This is a genomic window from Iodobacter fluviatilis, assembly GCF_900451195.1.
Lineage (GTDB): Bacteria > Pseudomonadota > Gammaproteobacteria > Burkholderiales > Chitinibacteraceae > Iodobacter > Iodobacter fluviatilis.
Window position 1 is genome coordinate 2,845,521 of record NZ_UGHR01000001.1, and the last position, 18,723, is coordinate 2,864,243.

An 18,723-nucleotide genomic window follows, 5' to 3' on the forward strand; every position below is an offset into this window, starting at 1 on the left:
AATACCGGCTTTATAAATGGCCCTGGATGTATTTCACAGGCAGCCATTTTTCTATTTCTAATTGCAGCGCATCAATGCTGATGGGCTTAGATAAAAATCCATTCATGCCTGCATCAAGGCAACGCCGCATATCTTCTTTAAAGGCATTTGCGGTCAGGGCTAGAATAACTATATTTTTTTTATCATTTTCTAAATTACGGATTGTACGTGTCGCCTCAAAACCATCCATTTCCGGCATCTGGCAATCCATCAGCACCAAATCATAATTTTGCTGCTCAACGGCTTTCACAGCGGCCAAACCATCGCCCACCACATCAACCCGGAAACCCATTTTCTCTAGCATTAATACGGCAATTTTCTGATTTAATAAATTATCCTCTGCCAGCAATAAATAGGGCTTAATCACCGCCCTTTGCTCTTCAATCACACCCATTGTCAGCAATTCACGCGCGGGAGGCTTTCCCTCGGACAAACTAAACACCACTTCTAGGCAACCGTATAATTGCGATGTGCGAATCGGTTTACTTAAAAACGCGGTGAATCCTGCCTGCTGAGCCATACCCGTTTGCCCCACGCCGCCAATAGAGCTTAACAACACCAGCGGCATATCGGCATGGGCAGGCATTGCATTAATGGATTTAGCCAGCGAGAAGCCATCCATATAAGGCATATGGCCATCCAGAAAGGCCACACTAAAATCATTACCTTCATTGAGCCTGAGTAAAGCCGCCACAGCCGAGCCAAAAGCTTCGGTTTCTAAACCCATAGATTGCAATTGCAGCGAGAGTAATTCCCGGTTTGCTGCTAAATCATCCACAATTAAAACCCGCTTTCCTTTTAAACTTAATGGCAAAGAAGGCGGTAACACATTAACCTTGGCACGGTTTAATATAATTTCAAACCAGAAAGTAGCGCCTTTATTGGGCTCGCTGATCACATCTATTTTTCCGCCCATCGCTTCCGCAAGACGTTTACAGATTGAAAGCCCAAGCCCTGTTCCACCAAAACGACGCGTCGTGGAGGCATCTGCCTGAGAAAAAGGCTGAAATAAAATCGCTCTTATTTCTGGATCAATTCCAATACCATGATCTTCCACTTCGATATGCAATTGATATTGATCATGATATACCGCCTGTGCCCTGACTCGGATTAATACAGGGCCAGCAGAGCTAAATTTAATCGCATTATTAAGCAGGTTTAAAACAATCTGCCTCAGCCGCACCGGATCGCCATTCAGCCGCCATGGAACCGAAGGATCAACAAGGCCGACCAATTCCAATCTTTTCTCAACGGCTTTAGCGGCCACTAACTCCAGTGATTCTTCAATAGAGCGGCGCAAATCAAAATCAATATATTCCAGCTCTAATTTACCCGCTTCAATTTTAGAAAAATCCAGCAAATCATTAATTTGTGATAATAATGCATCTCCGCCGGTATTAATTGATTCTAAAAAGTCCTTTTGCTGTGGGGTCAGTTCGGTATCCAGCAGTAAGGCAGAAAACCCCAGAATAGCATTCAGGGGGGTGCGTATTTCATGGCTCATATTCGCCAGAAAGTCACTTTTTGTCTGATTAGCCCTGTCTGCGGCCAACTTGGCCTCTCTTAATGTCATGGCTAATTGCCGGGTTGATTCTTCTACCCTTTTCCGATCGGATATATCATTTAACAAACCCTGCAACATATCTTCTTCAATCGGATTTAGCACCAAGCTCAGCCATTTATTTTCTTTCTCCTCGATAAAAGACACAAAAATATCTTCACTTACGCCTTTGTTTTCTCTCAGCGATAATTCAATCAACTCGCAACATTTAGCCGAAGCTTCTCCCATATATTCCTGCAGCATTCTGACAGGGGAATGAGACAGCGAGGGCTCTTTCAGCCCAAGCACACGGGCAAAGGCCCGATTATAAGAATATAAACGGCCAAAACGATCTACAACAAAAATACCGGTTTCAGCATTTTCAAAAATGGCCCTGAATTTCTTTTCTTCAATCCCACGCTGAATTCGCAAATTGCGCTCATCATCTAAAATCATCACAAGGCGGTTTAATAATGCATTAACGTCATCAACCAACCGCCCAATTTCATCGTGCTGATGTCCGGCAGGAATATTTAATTTTGCGCCTAATTCAGCAGATAAATGATGCAAACGGTCAGAGATGTTTTTAATGGGCCGGGTAATCAATTTAAGGACCATCAGCACTACCGCGCAGGCTACAACAAAAGCCTGCATCAGCAGTAAATAAACCACCAGCAAGGAGCGCTCGGCCACGCTTTGCTGAATCACATCCGGATTTAAATCCAGCATGATTTTGCAAACCACTTCCTGGGAATTAAATGGCGATGTGACTTGCCGTACGATTTGCCCGCCACCTAATAATTGTAAATCTTCTTTAACCTCGCCTACCTGAGCCAGAATATGACTGTCATTCTGAATCATTACCTGGCTGATAAAATGATTTTTAAGCAGGCCCCGCCCGACTTCTGCGGCCAAATTTTTATCATTTAAAAAACAGGCTATTTTTACGGTGTCTTCAACCGTACTGAGTAATTCATTCATGCGTATTTGATGCTGAGCGCGCTCTTTTTTTGCCATTACCACATAAGTCATACCTGAGAAAACAGCACCGGCAAGTAAGGCGATACAAAGCACAATAGCTGCGCTGCGAAAAACCAAGCTGGTACTAAATACATTCAGCATACCAATCGCTTTGCGAAATTTGCAAAAAACAAAGGCATATCGCTTTTATCACCGGTTAAAATCAAAAACAACTTTCACTTTGTCGGTGACCTTACTCTTATCGCAATAGGCTATATAATTAATATTACTTGCCACCATTTGAATCACTGCATCACTGTTTTCTATGAGCAAGGGCGGGGCAACCTGCCCTGAAAACTTAAGCCGGGCCCAATAAGAATCGACCTCGGCTAATTCCTTATTTAATAAACCACGATAAAATTGCTCTCTTCCTGATACAGGGTGCAGTACATCCAAAGGCATTGCGCTTTGCCCGGATGGAAATTTACGATAGCGGCCCATAAAGATATTAATAACTTCTGCTTTGCTCAATTGTGTAACGCCGCTATTAGGATGCACAATCACTACCCAATCGCTACCCCACGCTATATTTGCAAATAAAAGGCTGATAAAGAAAAAGAGGTTTCTCATCAAGATCACCTTAGAAAATAAAATCTAAGGTCAAGCTGTAAATGGTTGCGCGTCCATCCCAGCTAGGCTGTTTATTTGCCCACTGAAATGAATCCCGGCCATCAACCCGATCGACTTGAAATTTAAGATCTAAATTGCGCATTACATCGTAACGCACACCCAAAGAATAGGTAGATTGATCGTTCAAAGGATAAGGCTGAATCAGCCTAGATAAACCATTAACCTGAGAAAATGCAGGTATATCTGGCAACCCCACATCGTGCTTAATGACTTTAGGTTTGACGATGGAATAAGAAACATAGGGGGTAAACGGGCCAACGCGATAAGCCAGCATTAAATATCCGGCATCATTATCCGGGTAAGAAATGGTGGTCGCTAATAATCTGCGCAGCATCAGCTGAATTTGCAAAGGACCATTATCATAAATCATACCGGCTGAGATAAATTCAACCATTTTCCCTTTAATCATGGCATCGTCTGCAAATTGTGCAGGGCCAGGAAAGGACTGAAGCTGAGGCGAGCGCAATACATTTAGCAACAGATCTAAATCGGGTAATTCATTTTCCAAATTTAAGCGGGCATAGCCCACTCTGAATTGCCAGTTTTGTAATTGATAATCTAAATACCCACCCCAGAGCGGTGAGCCACTTAAATCCAGTGAGTGATCTGAACCCTGAACGGGAAGCTTTTCGCGGGCATAGCCCATGGCTAATTCAAGCCGCGCAATGCCCTCTCCTATGGGATGTTTTAAAACAACATCCACGCCATCCAGATAGCTGATAGGCAAGCCACCGTAATAATCCACCGGCGGGCGCACCGGCAAATAGGAATACCCCACACTCCTTGAGTCTGCCTGCATATACACATCAAAACCCAGCCGCCCGATACGCGCTTGCACACTGTCATTTGGGGTATATTTAACAAAACCCCAATTTAATTCAGGGGTGTAGCTATTGTCATAGCGCCGATGGCTGAGAAGCTGAGCCGATGCAGAAACTTCTGCATTAATTTTTGCATCCAGCTGCAGGCCTAATAAGGAATCCAAGCCAAAATCAAGCTGCCGTGTGTAACCTGCACCTTCCCGCTGCGATAAATCTCGTAAAAAATCGGCCTGATCGGTGCTGTTATAAACCGCGCCCAAGGTGGCAAAGCCACTCAGCGAAAACAGATCTTGCTCAGCGTATTCCTCTGCCCGCCCCAAGCCGGGTAGCAGCATCAACAACAACATCAAAGGATATCGAATCAAGTATCTGAACATCTTCCTTTCCCGGCTCCTGCTTTACCCAACTTTATACTGACACCTCCTTGAAGATAGCTAAGAAGCGCATAACATCAAGCTCTGGCTGCTTAATCTGGTTTTTATAACAAAAAAACACGAAAACCCTTCTTGAAGCTTACCAAGCATAGGGATAATGAAAGTTACAGGCAAAAAAAACGCCTCTGATGAGGCGTTTTAATCAATTCAGTCTTTACGCAGCAACAAAAGCCGCCACAGCCCGCTCAAAGCGTTGCATTCCCTCGCTGATATCCGCTTCTGTAATCACTAAAGAAGGCGCAAAGCGGATGACATTCGGGCCAGCCATTAAAATCATCAGGCCTTCTTTAACCGCCAGATTTAATAAATCTTTAGCCTTGCCAGCAAAAGCGGGCTTAAGCTCTGCACCAATCAATAAGCCCATGCCGCGCACTTCGTCAAATACTGGATATTGCGCGTTGATTTTGGCAATACCCGCCACAAACAGCTCACGTCTGGCTTTAACGCCCTCCAGCACAGCAGGTGTATTCACCACATCCAGCAGAGCATTACCTACTGCACAAGCCAAAGGATTGCCACCATAAGTCGTGCCATGCGTACCTACAGCCAGATGCTTGGCGATGTCGGTAGTGGTAAGCATGCAGCCCAGAGGAAAGCCACCGCCAATGCCTTTGGCACTAGTCAGAATATCCGGCACCACGCCGTATTCCTGATAAGCATAAAGGCTGCCGGTACGACCAGCACCGCTTTGCACTTCATCAAAAATCAGAAAGGCATGGTGTTTATCACAGAGGGCACGCACGCCAGCAATAAACTCGGCCGTCGCAGGCAACACACCGCCCTCGCCCTGAATGGGCTCGATAATGACGCAAGCGGTTTCGTCGTCGATCAGCGCTTCTAAAGCGGCCAGATTATTGTATTCAAAGTATTCAATACCGGCTGGCTTTGGGCCAAAACCGTCGGAATACTTAGGCTGCCCACCCACGCAGACAGTAAAAAAGGTACGGCCATGAAATGAATTCAGCGCTGACAATACTTTGTGTTTTTTATCACCAAAACGCTCAATTGCGGCGCGGCGGGCTAATTTAAGCGCCGCTTCATTGGCTTCAGCGCCCGAGTTACAAAAGAACACGCGATCAGCAAACGTGGCATCAACCAGCTTTTGGGCCAGGTCAAGCGCAGGCTCATTGGTAAAGGCGTTAGAGAGATGCCAGAGCTTACTGCCCTGCTCGTTCAGCGCAGCCACCAGCGCCGGATGGCAATGCCCAAGGGCATTCACCGCAATTCCACCGGTTAAATCCACATACTCGCGATCAGTCTGATCCCAAACTCGGCTGCCCGCACCGCGCACCGGTACAAAGGCTGCGGGGGCGTAATTAGGGACCATATACTGGTCAAAATCGGCGCGGGTATGGGACATATTCTTTCCTTATTTAAATAAACATAAAAACGGCGGGTCCGATTTTGTATCGTAACCCGCCGCTGATGCTTTATTCAATACTCAAGCGTATTAATTGCAATGCTAAACAGCCCCTTTCCTTTAATAAAAGGGGCTGTTCAGCTTATTTTGCTGCTGCACCTGATAAATACAACCATGTTTCCACTACGGTATCTGGATTCAGAGAAATCGTTTCGATTCCTTCTTCTACCAGCCACTGCGCGAAATCAGGGTGATCCGATGGGCCTTGGCCACAAATCCCCACGTATTTATTGGCTTTGCGGCAGGCTTTAATCGCCATCGACAACATGGCTTTCACCGCATCATCACGCTCGTCAAAAGAAGTTGAAACCGGGCCACCTGAATCACGGTCAATCCCCAGCGTCAGCTGAGTCATGTCGTTAGAGCCAATCGAGAACCCATCAAAGAAGTGAAGGAATTGATCAGCCAGCACCGCATTAGCAGGAATCTCGCACATCATGATCACACGCAAGCCGTTTTCGCCACGCTTCAGACCATTACGCTCCAGCAATTCGATCACGCATTCGGCTTCTTTCAGGGTTCGGACAAAGGGAATCATCACTTCCACATTGGTCAGGCCCATTACATCGCGTACTTTTTTAACGGCGCGGCATTCCAGCTCAAAGCAATCACGGAAGCTCTTATCCACATAGCGCGCTGCACCACGGAAACCAATCATCGGGTTTTCTTCGTGTGGCTCGTATTCTGTACCACCGATCAAATTAGCGTATTCGTTCGACTTAAAGTCTGACAAGCGCACAATGACTTTTTTCGGCGAGTAAGCAGCAGCAAGCGTGGAAATCCCTTCAGCCAGCTTATCAACATAAAAATCAACGGCCGTGCGATAGCCCGCAATACGCTCTTCAACCTGCGCTTTCAGCTCAGGCTGCAAATGTGGGTAGGCCAGCAGTGCCTTTGGATGCACGCCAATCATGCGGTTAATGATAAATTCTAAACGCGCCAAGCCCACGCCTTCATTCGGCAACTGGCAAAATTCAAACGCCAGCTCTGGGTTACCCACGTTCATCATAATTTTAACGGGCGATTCTGGCATATGACTGAGCGAAGTATCCATACGCTCAAACTTCAGAATCCCTTCGTAGACATTACCAGTATCGCCTTCGGCACATGATACGGTGACCAGATCACCTTCTTTTAAGACGCGAGTTGCGTCACCACACCCTACCACGGCCGGAATACCTAATTCACGCGCAATAATTGCGGCGTGGCAGGTACGGCCACCACGGTTGGTCACGATGGCCGAAGCACGTTTCATAACCGGCTCCCAATCAGGATCGGTCATATCAGAAACCAGCACATCACCTGCTTCTACACGGTCCATTTCAGACACGTCACGAATCACACGAACACGGCCCTGGCCAATTTTTTGCCCTACGGAGCGGCCTTCAGCCAGCACCTTGCCGCTTTCCAGCATGCGGAATTTGGTCAGTTTTTCGGCATTGCTTTCTTGCGATTTCACTGTTTCCGGGCGCGCTTGCAGGATGTAGAGCTTGCCATCAATCCCGTCGCGGCCCCATTCCACATCCATGGCACGGCCATAGTGTTCTTCAATCGTCAGGGCGTAGCCAGCCAATTCTTCTACTTCTGCATCGCTGATCGAAAACTTACGACGCTCAGCTGGATCAACATCAACGGTTTTAACAGATTTGCCTGCAACCGCTTCAAGATCGAATTCCATCTTGATGGCTTTACCGCCTAAATGGCGACGCACAATCGCCGGGCGGCCAGCGCGCAGCGTTGGCTTATGCACGTAAAACTCATCAGGATTAACCGCACCCTGCACCACGGTTTCGCCAAGGCCATAAGAGGCCGTGACAAACACCACCTGATCAAAACCGGTTTCGGTATCAATGGTAAATAACACGCCGGCAGCGCCCACGTCCGAGCGCACCATGCGCTGAATACCTGCAGACAAGGCGACCAGTTTATGATCAAAGCCTTTGTGTACGCGGTAGGAAATAGCGCGGTCGTTGTAGAGGGATGCAAAGACTTCTTTCATCGCCACTAAAACATTTTCAAAGCCACGGATATTCAAGAATGTTTCTTGCTGACCCGCAAATGATGCATCAGGTAAATCTTCGGCGGTCGCAGAAGATCGCACTGCAACAGTTACATCGTCGCCAAGCAGTTTATAATGCTCACGAATCTCGGCTTCTAATTGTTCGGGGAAAGGCGTTTCCAAAATCCAGCTACGAATTTGCTTACCTACCGTGGCAAGCGCACGGACATCATCGACATCCAAGGTGCTCATGATCGCATCGATACGATCCGCAAGCCCTTGTTGGGCCAGAAATTGCCGGTATGCTGCAGCGGTGGTCGCAAAACCACCGGGTACACGAACGCCTTTTTCTGTAAGCTGAGAGATCATCTCACCGAGCGAGGCGTTTTTACCGCCTACTTGTTCTACATCGTGCATGCGCAGATGAGCGAAATCGATCACATAGCGTTCGGACATGGTGCGGGCCTTATTGAAATGTTGCGTTGCGATAAACTGAGTGCATTTTAGGCTGAGAGCGCCCAGAGAAAACTCAGGATAAACCATTACAGGAAAATCCATTACTTGTGCACAGACGGAATTATTCCCTGGCTGTACTCAAGACTTGCCTTACAACAGTTTTCTTGCATTTTTAGACGAAAAGCTTACTATCGAAATAAAAAGTGCGTGAAACACCTCAGAATCGCGTTTTTTATTGCAAAACATGCTTTTACGGACAGCCTACCGAAAGCCAATCGGTAAGCTTTATACGCTTAAATATTTGGAGATTTACGATGCGTCGAACGGCTTTCTTTGTCTCCGATCGAACTGGTATTACTGCCGAAATGCTCGGCCACTCACTGCTTACGCAATTTGAAGACGTTACCTTCCATCGCGTCACTCTTCCCTATGTGGACACCCCGGCCAAAGCCATGGAAGTCGCACTGGAAATCCGCAAGCATTCCGTGATTGATGGCTGCAGGCCGCTGGTTTTCAGTACGGTGGTTGATCCGGTGATCCGCAAGCTGACCCACGTTCCTGAAGCACTGGTGATCGATTTCTTTGAAATGTTTATCGGCCCCTTAGAAGCTGAGCTTGGCCAGGATTCATCGCATACCGTAGGTAAATCGCATGCGATTGTTAATTTTGAAGAATACAAAAACCGAATCGACGCGGTTAATTTCACGCTCAACCACGACGATGGCGTGATGCCCAGAGATTTATCTGAAGCCGATTTGATTTTGGTTGGCGTTTCCAGATCAGGAAAAACACCAACCTGCCTCTATCTGGCGCTGCAATTTGGGATTAAAGCCGCTAACTACCCGCTGACTCCCGAAGATTTTGGCAACCATACCATGCCCAAATTGCTACTCCCCTACAGAAACAAATTATTTGGCTTAACCATTGAGCCTGAGCGCCTTGGCGAAATCCGCGAAGAAAGAAAACCCGCCAGCAAGTATTCATCCGTTGAAAACTGCCGTTTTGAAATCGCAGAAGCCGAAGCCCTGATGCGCCATGTGGGCGTGCCCTACCTTAATACCACCAGGATGTCGATTGAAGAGCTGGCCACCACCATCATGCACAGAACGGGCCTTGTAAGACGCACGTATTAAAAGTGACGGCAGTGGGCCTTGCCCACTGCACAAAATCCCGCAAACTGTGGATATGAAGCATCAGCCCCGGCCCCGTATATCATTCATTTGCGCTTACGCCATAACACAGCTTCCTTGACGTAGCGCTACACGGTAAACTCTCACACTTCACCGATCAAACGCTTACCTGGCTTACGCGCATGACAAATCCTGCTACTGATTTAGACAGCATTTTTGAATTTAAAAGCAGCAGCATTAAACTACTGTCTTTCGTCCCGGCCACACTTGACCCTGCAAAATTAGAAGCCGCTCTGTTTGAAAAACTGGGCGGGCGCGAGCACTTTTTAGCGGGCGAACAACTGATTATTGATTTCACCAGCCTGCCCGAGCTGCCTTCTGCGCTTGAAATGGGCACGCTGGTGCGGCTTTTGCAGCAATTCAGCCTACTGCCCATTGCCGTGCATGGCGGCAACAGCGATCAAAAGTTAGCCGCATCGGCCGCAGGATTGGTTGTTTTACAAGACGATTCAATCTCTGCCCCCCTGCCTGCCGTCAATAAAGCGCCGCCCCCTCCTCCGGCACTGGTCATTACCCGCCCGGTACGAACCGGGCAGCAGGTTTATGCCAAGGGTGGCGATTTAATTGTGCTGGCATTGGTGTCTGCAGGAGCCGAAGTCATTGCAGATGGCAACATTCACGTCTATGCGCCCTTACGCGGCCGTGCACTGGCAGGCGCAAAAGGCGATAATCAGGCCAGAATTTTTACTACCTGCATGGAAGCAGAGCTGGTTTCAATTGCCGGCATTTACCGCTCATTGCAAGAAGACCTGCCTAGTTCAATCAGAACCAAGCCGGCACAAATTTATCTCGATCAGGAAAAAATCGTGATCGAAGCTTTAAGCGAAACTAATTAAATAAAAAATTCAGGGGATTTACAGTGGCAAAAATCATCGTTATCACATCCGGCAAGGGAGGCGTGGGCAAAACCACTACCAGCGCGAGCTTTGCTTCCGGCCTAGCTTTGCGCGGCTTTAAAACCGCCGTCATTGATTTTGATGTGGGCCTGCGCAATCTCGATTTAATCATGGGCTGCGAGCGCCGTGTTGTTTACGATTTTGTAAACGTTATCAAAGGCGAAGCCACGCTGAATCAGGCGCTGATTAAAGACAAAAATTGTGACAATCTTTACATCCTGCCCGCATCGCAAACCCGCGATAAAGACGAACTATCCAAAGAAGGCGTAGAGAAAGTTCTGAAAGAACTTGAACACACCGGCTTTGATTACATTATTTGCGACAGCCCAGCCGGCATCGAAACCGGCGCGTTTATGGCGCTGTATTTTGCCGAAGAAGCCATTGTGGTCACCAACCCGGAAGTCTCTTCCGTACGTGATTCCGACCGTATCATTGGTATTTTGGATGCAAAATCCAAACGAGCCGAAGACGGTGGCACGGTAAAAACACATTTGCTGATTACCCGCTATAGTCCGAAGCGTGTTGATTCTGGCGAAATGTTATCGCTGGATGATGTGCAGCATCTGCTGCGTATTAAATTGATTGGTGTGATTCCAGAATCCGAAAGCGTCTTGCAAGCGTCTAACTCGGGCAGCCCGGCCATTCACTTGGCGGGCAGCGATGTTTCTGAGGCTTACAAAGATGTGGTCGCCCGTTTCCTGGGTGAAGAGCGTCCATTGCGTTTTATTGAAACACCCAAGGCACCGTTCTGGAAACGGTTATTCGGGGGTTAATGCATGTCTATTTTGAGCTATTTCTTTGGTGAAAAGAAAAAAACGGCGTCCGTAGCACGCGAACGCCTGCAGATTATTCTGGCGCATGAAAGAAACGGTAGAAATACCCCGGATTATCTGCCCCAATTGCAAAAAGAACTGATTGCCGTCATTTCTAAATACGTGGCAATCAATCCAGAAGACATCATTGTGCAGCTTGATCGCAAAGATGACTTTGAAGTATTAGAAGTAAACATTGTGCTGCCAGAAGCCAATAAGCGCTAAGGCACAAGAATTACTATCATTAAAGAACACCCCGAAGAGAGGCCGGCACTGCCAGCACTCTCTTCGCTATTTTGAGGCCCACATCATGAGCATTGTTATTAAAAACGCCGACGACATCGCCAAGATGCGCGTTGCTGGCAAATTAGCCAGCGAAGTACTGGATTACATTACCCCATTTGTAAAAGTGGGCGTTACCACGGCTGAAATCGATCGTCTTTGCCACGAATATATGCGCGATGTGCAGGGCACTATTCCTGCGCCGCTCAACTACTGCCCGCCAGGCTACACGCCTTATCCAAAAGCGATTTGCACTTCGGTCAATCAGGTGGTTTGCCACGGCATTCCTGCCGACAAGCCGCTCAAGAGCGGCGATTGCGTAAATCTAGATATTACCGTGATCAAAGATGGCTACCACGGCGATAACAGCCGTATGTATCTGGTGGGCGATGTTTCAGCTCCCGCGCGCCGCCTTGCTAAAGTCACTTATAACGCCATGTGGATTGGGATTGATCAGGTTAAGCCTGGCGCACGCTTTGGCGATATTGGTGCGGCCATTCAGAAGTACGCCGAAGGCGCGGGTTACTCCGTGGTGCGTGAATTCTGCGGCCATGGCATCGGCACAAAATTTCATGAAGATCCGCAAGTTTTGCACTATGGCAAAGCGGGCACCGGCCCGGAAATGAAGGCAGGTATGATCTTTACGATTGAGCCCATGATTAATGCGGGCAAGCGCGACATCAAAGGTATGAGCGATGGCTGGACCATCGTCACCAAAGACCGCAGCCTGTCCGCACAATGGGAACACACCATTTTAGTGACCGAAACTGGCTATGAAATTCTGACCCAATCGGAAGGCACACCAGAGCGCCCGGACAGCTACGCCATCTAAGAAATGCCGGGCAGGCAACTCTTTTAAGCTTGCCCGCATCACGATTAAACACAGGGACAAAACCGTGCTTCTTCTTACTTCACCTTGGCTGATTGGCCTACTTGTGATTGTGTTTTCTATTGGTGTAGCGCTGTGTTTTGTGGGGCTGATGGTGTCTTTAATGACCGCATTGGGGCATAAAAACTGGCTATGGGCTGCAGGCATGCTGGCTGTTTTTCCGCTGGCGGCCGTGTATTGCCTGCGCCGCTGGCAGATTGCGGCGTGGCCAGGGAAAATGCTTTTATCCGGCATGGGGCTACTTATCCCACCGATCACTTACTTTTTGCTGATGATTAAATAAGCATTTTCCCGCGCGATCACACGCTCAGGGAAATAAACGCCCCCGCTGAGAAAAAGGCACACCACTCACCTGAGGCGCGCACTTATATTGATTTGGCACAGAGTTACACTCGTATCGCTGCATCTGCTGCATTTCTAAATAATTTTGTTCTCTTTTTGCCCGATCAGCGCGGGCCTCTTCTTCTTGCTCAGCCTTTTCCAAAGCCTCTGCAAAAGCACTTTTTTCAAGTTTCGAGCGCATCTCTTTGCTCTCTTGTAACGCCTTTTCCTTTGAACTAGGCAAAACATCAGCATCTTTTGCCGTGCGCAGACGCTTAAACATGCGGTGATCAATCACAATTTCACCCTGCTGATCCTCCCCTTTATGGCCAAACCCCAAGGATGCAGGCAACTCAAGCTCTGCGTGAGCCGCAGCTTGTGCGGCAATGGCATGCGCCAGAGGGGCATTACTCGTTTGTGCATCCGCTGCACCCTGTGCTGGCTGACTTAATGCAATACTTACAGATGGGGCAGACACTTCAGCCGCAAAACTTAACGGGCTCAGGCATAGAACAAATAAACCCGACACCCCAACCCCATAAGTACTTTTTCTAAACGTAGTAAACACACCCGCTCCTTTTATTAAACACAACCGCATCGTGCTCCACGAATACCAGCCCCCTGATCAATAAGTGTAGGTATCACACTTTCCATTATCATCACAGTAGCCCCCTACGCTGGGCGGCACGTCTGAATCAAACCCACCCATCGTTCCCACAGGCTGTTTTGGCAACCTCAAAGCACCCAGGGCAGAAAGCTGATTAACCGCAGCAACGCATTCCGACTGAGTGACTAATGGCGGCTGATCACACCCCCTTTCCCGCAGTGCATTTGCCACTGCAGCCTGCTTGCGTGAGGCATCAATAGCGCGCTCCCTGCGCCTCTGATTTTCTTCTTTCTCATATTGTCTTAATGCACTGGCCATAGCGGACTCTTTCAACACGCGCTTTTTTTCAGCCCGTTTTGCTTTGGCATCAGGCAACATACTTGCATCAGGGGCCACGCTTAATTGCCTGAATAAACCCCGGTCAATCACCAGCGGCGCACTATGCGCTGCGCTAGCAGAATGAAACAAAGGCTTCGCCAGAACGCGTTCTGCCGGTGTGGATGCAAGCGCCACCTTATTACCCGCAGCAAACGCATGGATGTTAAAAAACAGCAGCAAAACGCCACCCAGAACACCCGCCAGATTATTCAGTTTCAACTCAATCAAAAAAACAGCCCTCTTAGAATCAATAATAAATGTGTGTGTCAGCAACTCAATCAAACACAAGGGGCATTGCATCATGCTTTTATGCCCCGTCGTTTCTATTATGCCATTCATTTTTAAAGACAATGAACGAGAACTATTACCATAAACTACCCAGAAAAAAGAAGGTAGCACCTAGAAAACACCACAAAACAGTTTTGCCTATTTAAATACCTGACCAAAAACAAAGCGCTTTGATACACTCTGCTTACATATCATCAAAGATAAAGAGGCCGCCATGCACATCATCCGGCACAGCGAAAAAAAAGATATAGAGCAGATTCGCCAACTCTACGCGGAGCCAAGCAACTACTCCGCCACACTGCAAGGCCCCTATCCAGCGGCTGAGTTGTGGGAAGCCCGGCTGGGGCAGAGCCACACAGGCGCAATCAGCCTCGTGGCCGTATCAGGAGAAGAAGTTCTTGGTCAACTGGGCCTGCATATCGAACAAAACCCACGCCGCAAGCATGTGGCCGATATTGGCATGGCAGTAAAAACCAGTGCGCGCAGGCAAGGCGTGGCCGATGCTTTAATGCGTGCAGCGATAGAAATCGCCGAGCAATGGCAGGCCATTAGCCGCATCGAGCTTTCTGTATACACCGACAACCTCGCTGCCCTCGCCCTGTATGAAAAGCACGGTTTTATCAAAGAAGGGCTTTGCAAAAACTATGCATTCAGAAATGGGCAATTTACAGATGTCTTTATAATGGCCAGATGTAAAACAACGTAGCCCTTTAACCCAAAAAAGGTAAACCAGAATGAGCATCATTCCCTTTACGCTCTATGCAGATTCGCTCTTCACCAGCCCCTACGCGATGTCGGTATTTGTTTCTCTGTTCGAAAAAGACCTGCCTTTTGAAGTAAAAACGCTGGATCTGGATGCAGGGGAACAGCAGCAAAATGCCTATCGCCAGCAATCCCTCACCAGCCGTGTCCCCACACTGATGCAAGGTGATTTCTCGCTCTCTGAATCGTCAGCCATTACCGAATACTTGGACGAGCTATTTCCGGCACCTGAGTATGCGGCACTGTATCCGGCAAATCTGCAGCAGCGCGCCAAAGCGCGGCAAATTCAGGCATGGCTACGCAGCGACCTACTGGATTTGCGTATCGAGCGTTCGACCAATGTGGTGTTCTTTGCCCCCACAGATCACCCCCTTTCTGCCAAAGGCCAAACCGCCGCAGATAAGCTAATTGCAGCAGCCAGCCTACTAATTGAGGATGGTCAGACCCATTTATTTGGCCAATGGTGCATTGCCGATACAGATCTGGCACTGATGCTAAATCGCCTGATTAAAAATGGCGATCCTGTGCCAGAAAAGCTGCTGAACTATGCTAATGAACAATGGCAAAGGCCTAGTGTGCAAAAATGGATTGCACAAAAGCGGGCTTAAGCTAGGAGCTATGGACTCAGTGAAGAACCCATCACCAGCCCATCAGCCAATTCCTGAAGTTTTGTAAAATCCAAAAGATAAATGGCCTCTTGGATTTGCGAGGCTAGCCGGGCATGCTCTGCCGATTGCCCGGCTATTTTTTGGGCCCAGTTTTCCAGCTCTGTGACTTCTCCGTTGGCAATCAATTCACGCAACTGCTGCACCCTAGCCCGCGTTACAGCGGGGCCGCTGACTTCAGGCTTGGGCTTCACGGGCAGCGAATTAGCAGCTTGCAGATTCAGGCTAAAATAAAACCGACAACCGCGTTCCAGAGCGCTTTCTACTTTCAGCTCGCCCCCCATGCTTTTCACCATTTGAGAGGCAATAGCGAGGCCCAAGCCATGCCCTTCCTGCGATTGAGCAGATTTAATCCGCTCAAACGGCAAAAAGATTCGCGCCTGATCGGCCTGATTAATACCAAGCCCCGTATCATCCACCACAATTTTCAACACTCCGAACTGGCTGTCCAGCCATCGCCATTCTGTGCTCAATGAAATCACGCCATAACGGGTAAATTTTGCAGAATTTGAAAGCAAATTCTGCAAAATCTGCCTTAAACGCCGCCAGTCTGCCAAAGCAGCGGACGGTGCTTCACCCCTTTGCACAAGAAGAAATCGATTCTGATGCTGACCCGCCAGCAGGGTTGCCTGATCACAGATATCGGTAATAAATTCTTCCATGGAGGCGACGCTTAATTGCAAATCCTCATCCACCATTTCGCCATGGGAAAACCTCAGCAATTCATCAATTAATTCCAATTGCTGCCGGGCACTGCGCTCAATTTTCTCTGCAAATACAGAACAAGATTCATCTTTGCGTATTAATTTTGCTGAGGCAATCATGGCAGAAAGAGGTGCTCTTAAATCATGGCTGATATAGGCCAATAATTTAGTTTTTAAACGATTGGCAGCCTGAGCCTCATCAACGGCAATCGTTAATTCTGCTGTTCTGCCTGTCACCGCTTTTTCAAGGATAGATTGCTGCGTATTCAAGGTATGAATTAATGTTTTCTGAACACTTTCTTTTTCCTGCCGAGCCCTCATCACACGGTCAACAATCGCCATTAAAAATGAAAGCATAGAAAACACAATCACCATCAGCATATAGTGCTCGCCCAGCACTTGATCACTGGCTAAAATACCGAACAAATCCAAAGCTCTAAAAATATTACCCGTCATTAAAACCAGCACACCCCCTGCAAAATAGCGGATGGCCAAACCACCTTTGCGGATTAATTGAATGCACATTGGCAAAATAATGGGTACGGTAATCAGAATAAGCGCTAGGCCCAGCTGGGTACCTAGCTGATAATCAAAGCATTGTGCCACAAGTATCGCCAGAGAATTCCAGACCAGCATCAGCTTAAGTACGGTATCTCCCCATGGCAATAAAGCGGGGAGATTCAGAAAATTCCGTACAAACAATAAAAAAAACAAAGTACAGACTTGTCCGAAAAAAGACAAAGAATGAACCGACCAGATGGTACTTTCCGGCCAAAGATAAAAAGCGCCATAGCCCCGCATGCAGCTTTCATTTAATACAAAGAATAAAACAGCCAGGCCATGAAAAAGAAAAGCCACATCGCGCATAAAAACAAATAAACAAAAACAGCAAAGCGCAACAATCATCAATGCGCCAAGCAGCCCGCCTGCCCAAAGGCTGCTCACTATTTCTTTATCTTTATAAGCCAGCGGATCCCATAATCCTGGCAAAAAATTCATGGACGTTTTGCTTTGCAGCCGGATTAAATACTCGGCACTTTGTTTTGCCGCTAAAGGCAACACAAATACAGCTTGTCTTGCCTTAACCGGATGCAAGGATAAAGGCGTATCCAAACCTGCGTCTGCAATGTATCGCCATTGCCCCTGCATACGCTGATATAAAGTCACTGATTGCCAGCGTGGCGCGCCAATATCCAGCCAGCGTATTAACTGCTGATCAGATGCATTATTTAATTTCAGTTTCAGCCAGAATACAGAATTGGAATACCCCAAATGCTGAGGCCCCTGCAATACAGGGGCAGCCGGTAGCCGCGCATCGATTTGCGCCGGTGTATGTAAACCTGCATCTTCAATCAACTGATATTGCAAAGGAAAATAAGCCACCGTGGGCTTAATATCCTGACCAGCATACACAAGAGCCGAAAACAAAAAGTAAAACAAAAATCTCACACATGCGCCCCGGCCAGTTTGATTGTTTGCCTAAATGCAGAGGGCGTTTGCGAGAAATGCTCTTTAAATGCCGTTGTAAAATTACATGCACTTTGAAATCCAAGCTGCTCGGCAATATCAATCACACTCATCTGAGTTTTAGCCAACAACTGCCGGGCATTTCGAAGTTTTTGTTCCCTGATATAAGCAAAGACCGTCATGCCCATCTGGGTTTTAAATATTTTGCTGAGCTTTTTCTCATAAGTGCCAATCTGGCTGGCGATATCGGCCAACGTTAAGGGCAGGTAGAGCTGCTCACTAATGATTTGCACGGCTGCGGCCAACAAGACTTCATCCTGATCTGGTGTTTTTAATTCAGAAATGGACTTTGGCGCATTGCAGCGACGCTGCGCTAATTCTAAATGCACCCCTACCCGGGCAATCACTTCATCTGCGGCAAAAGGCTTGCAAATGAAATCGACCGCCCCGCTGCTAAAGCCTAGTAAGCGATCATGCACCGCATTGGAAGCAGATAAAAACAGCACTGGAATATGCATCAACAGCGGATTGGCCTTCAGCAAACGGCAGCTGGCATAGCCATCCACCCTCGGCATATTGACATCCATCAGAATCAGATCAGGAGGGCTGGCCTGCGCACGCTGATAGCCCTGCTGCCCGTCAAATGCCACGCTAAGCCGGTAATTCTGACTGCGTAAAGCATCAAGCAAATAACGCAACTCATCCACGGAGTCATCAACAATCAAGACATGGGGTTTATCTGACAAAGGGCCTAACACAGCGGGACGATCGGGCAACATAAGTAACAGACGGTATTGGCAAAATCGCAATCATAAACATCTATACAACATATGCATAAAAAAAATTTTGACAAAAGCTTACGGATATACATCCTATTTAATCGAACTCCCCATTTTTTTAAGCAAAATTTATTCCCTCCAGCAAAGCATTTGTCCGCTCCGCCAAAAGCCACTTTAGCAAAGCTCATTCAGACTCAAGCACTTAGCAGCTAAACCGCCCCGCCGTTTTGCTTTGACTCAAATATTTCATTTTTAATACAAACTTACAAATGTTTTGTAAGTGCGCGGCGTATTTGCTTGATATTTTTTTGAAACTTTTTACAA

17 protein-coding genes are annotated in these 18,723 nt (G+C 47.7%); 8 read left to right on the forward strand and 9 right to left on the reverse strand.

Features of this window, described 5'->3' with window-relative positions; translation table 11 throughout:
• Positions 1 to 10: 10 nt before the first annotated feature.
• The 5 genes from DYD62_RS13155 to ppsA form a co-directional block, all read right to left on the reverse strand.
• Positions 11 to 2,701 (reverse strand): response regulator, encoded by a 2,691-nt coding sequence (locus tag DYD62_RS13155; RefSeq protein WP_115227758.1) that lies wholly within the window; start codon positions 2,699 to 2,701, stop codon positions 11 to 13.
• A 48-nt stretch (positions 2,702 to 2,749) separates the two neighbouring features.
• Positions 2,750 to 3,169: a type 2 periplasmic-binding domain-containing protein gene (locus DYD62_RS13160; RefSeq protein WP_115227759.1), complete on the reverse strand. Its 420-nt coding sequence runs from the start codon at positions 3,167 to 3,169 to the stop codon at positions 2,750 to 2,752.
• 10 nt (positions 3,170 to 3,179) lie between these two features.
• Entirely contained in the window at positions 3,180 to 4,427 is a 1,248-nt protein-coding gene (locus tag DYD62_RS13165; protein WP_132038741.1) for a hypothetical protein, read from the reverse strand.
• A gap of 211 nt (positions 4,428 to 4,638) precedes the next feature.
• Entirely contained in the window at positions 4,639 to 5,844 is a 1,206-nt protein-coding gene (locus DYD62_RS13170; RefSeq protein ID WP_115227761.1) for an aspartate aminotransferase family protein, read from the reverse strand.
• 142 nt (positions 5,845 to 5,986) lie between these two features.
• Positions 5,987 to 8,359, reverse strand: a complete 2,373-nt coding sequence (gene ppsA / locus DYD62_RS13175; RefSeq protein WP_115228302.1) for a phosphoenolpyruvate synthase — start codon at positions 8,357 to 8,359, stop codon at positions 5,987 to 5,989.
• Between the two features lie 314 nt (positions 8,360 to 8,673).
• On the opposite strand from ppsA, the gene ppsR reads away from it, so the two are divergent.
• The 6 genes from ppsR (at position 8,674) to DYD62_RS13205 (ending at position 12,711) form a co-directional block, all read left to right on the forward strand.
• Positions 8,674 to 9,492, forward strand: coding sequence for a posphoenolpyruvate synthetase regulatory kinase/phosphorylase PpsR (ppsR, locus tag DYD62_RS13180; protein WP_099399773.1), 819 nt, complete (start codon positions 8,674 to 8,676; stop codon positions 9,490 to 9,492).
• Between the two features lie 179 nt (positions 9,493 to 9,671).
• A complete protein-coding gene (minC, locus tag DYD62_RS13185; RefSeq protein ID WP_115227762.1) occupies positions 9,672 to 10,385 on the forward strand; it encodes a septum site-determining protein MinC in 714 nt (237 codons plus the stop codon).
• A 23-nt stretch (positions 10,386 to 10,408) separates the two neighbouring features.
• Positions 10,409 to 11,218 (forward strand): septum site-determining protein MinD, encoded by an 810-nt coding sequence (gene minD, locus DYD62_RS13190; RefSeq protein WP_099399764.1) that lies wholly within the window; start codon positions 10,409 to 10,411, stop codon positions 11,216 to 11,218.
• 3 nt (positions 11,219 to 11,221) lie between these two features.
• Entirely contained in the window at positions 11,222 to 11,482 is a 261-nt protein-coding gene (gene minE / locus DYD62_RS13195) for a cell division topological specificity factor MinE (RefSeq protein WP_099399765.1), read from the forward strand.
• Positions 11,454 to 12,371, forward strand: coding sequence for a type I methionyl aminopeptidase (gene map / locus DYD62_RS13200; protein WP_267896117.1), 918 nt, complete (start codon positions 11,454 to 11,456; stop codon positions 12,369 to 12,371). The genes minE and map overlap by 29 nt, the downstream gene beginning before the upstream one ends.
• Before the next feature lie 64 nt (positions 12,372 to 12,435).
• Positions 12,436 to 12,711 carry a hypothetical protein gene (locus DYD62_RS13205; protein WP_115227763.1) on the forward strand — a complete coding sequence of 92 codons (276 nt, stop codon included), beginning with the start codon at positions 12,436 to 12,438 and terminating at the stop codon, positions 12,709 to 12,711.
• A 24-nt stretch (positions 12,712 to 12,735) separates the two neighbouring features.
• On the opposite strand, the gene DYD62_RS23650 is transcribed toward DYD62_RS13205, so the two are convergent.
• Together DYD62_RS23650 and DYD62_RS13215 are read right to left on the reverse strand one after the other, a co-directional pair.
• Positions 12,736 to 13,032, reverse strand: coding sequence for a hypothetical protein (locus tag DYD62_RS23650; protein WP_132038740.1), 297 nt, complete (start codon positions 13,030 to 13,032; stop codon positions 12,736 to 12,738).
• 342 nt (positions 13,033 to 13,374) lie between these two features.
• Complete coding sequence (locus tag DYD62_RS13215; RefSeq protein ID WP_132038739.1) at positions 13,375 to 13,962, reverse strand: hypothetical protein; 588 nt, start codon at positions 13,960 to 13,962, stop codon at positions 13,375 to 13,377.
• A 274-nt stretch (positions 13,963 to 14,236) separates the two neighbouring features.
• Between DYD62_RS13215 and DYD62_RS13220 the strand changes: the two genes are divergently transcribed.
• Both DYD62_RS13220 and yfcF read left to right on the forward strand, forming a co-directional pair.
• Positions 14,237 to 14,728 (forward strand): GNAT family N-acetyltransferase, encoded by a 492-nt coding sequence (locus DYD62_RS13220; RefSeq protein ID WP_115227766.1) that lies wholly within the window; start codon positions 14,237 to 14,239, stop codon positions 14,726 to 14,728.
• A gap of 28 nt (positions 14,729 to 14,756) precedes the next feature.
• Positions 14,757 to 15,392 (forward strand): glutathione transferase, encoded by a 636-nt coding sequence (gene yfcF, locus DYD62_RS13225; RefSeq protein WP_115227767.1) that lies wholly within the window; start codon positions 14,757 to 14,759, stop codon positions 15,390 to 15,392.
• A gap of 8 nt (positions 15,393 to 15,400) precedes the next feature.
• Here yfcF and DYD62_RS13230 read toward each other — a convergent pair whose 3' ends face one another.
• Both DYD62_RS13230 and DYD62_RS13235 read right to left on the reverse strand, forming a co-directional pair.
• A complete protein-coding gene (locus DYD62_RS13230; protein ID WP_115227768.1) occupies positions 15,401 to 17,602 on the reverse strand; it encodes a sensor histidine kinase in 2,202 nt (733 codons plus the stop codon).
• Entirely contained in the window at positions 17,599 to 18,399 is an 801-nt protein-coding gene (locus tag DYD62_RS13235) for a response regulator transcription factor (protein ID WP_115227769.1), read from the reverse strand. The genes DYD62_RS13230 and DYD62_RS13235 overlap by 4 nt, the downstream gene beginning before the upstream one ends.
• Between the last annotated feature and the right edge of the window lie 324 nt (positions 18,400 to 18,723).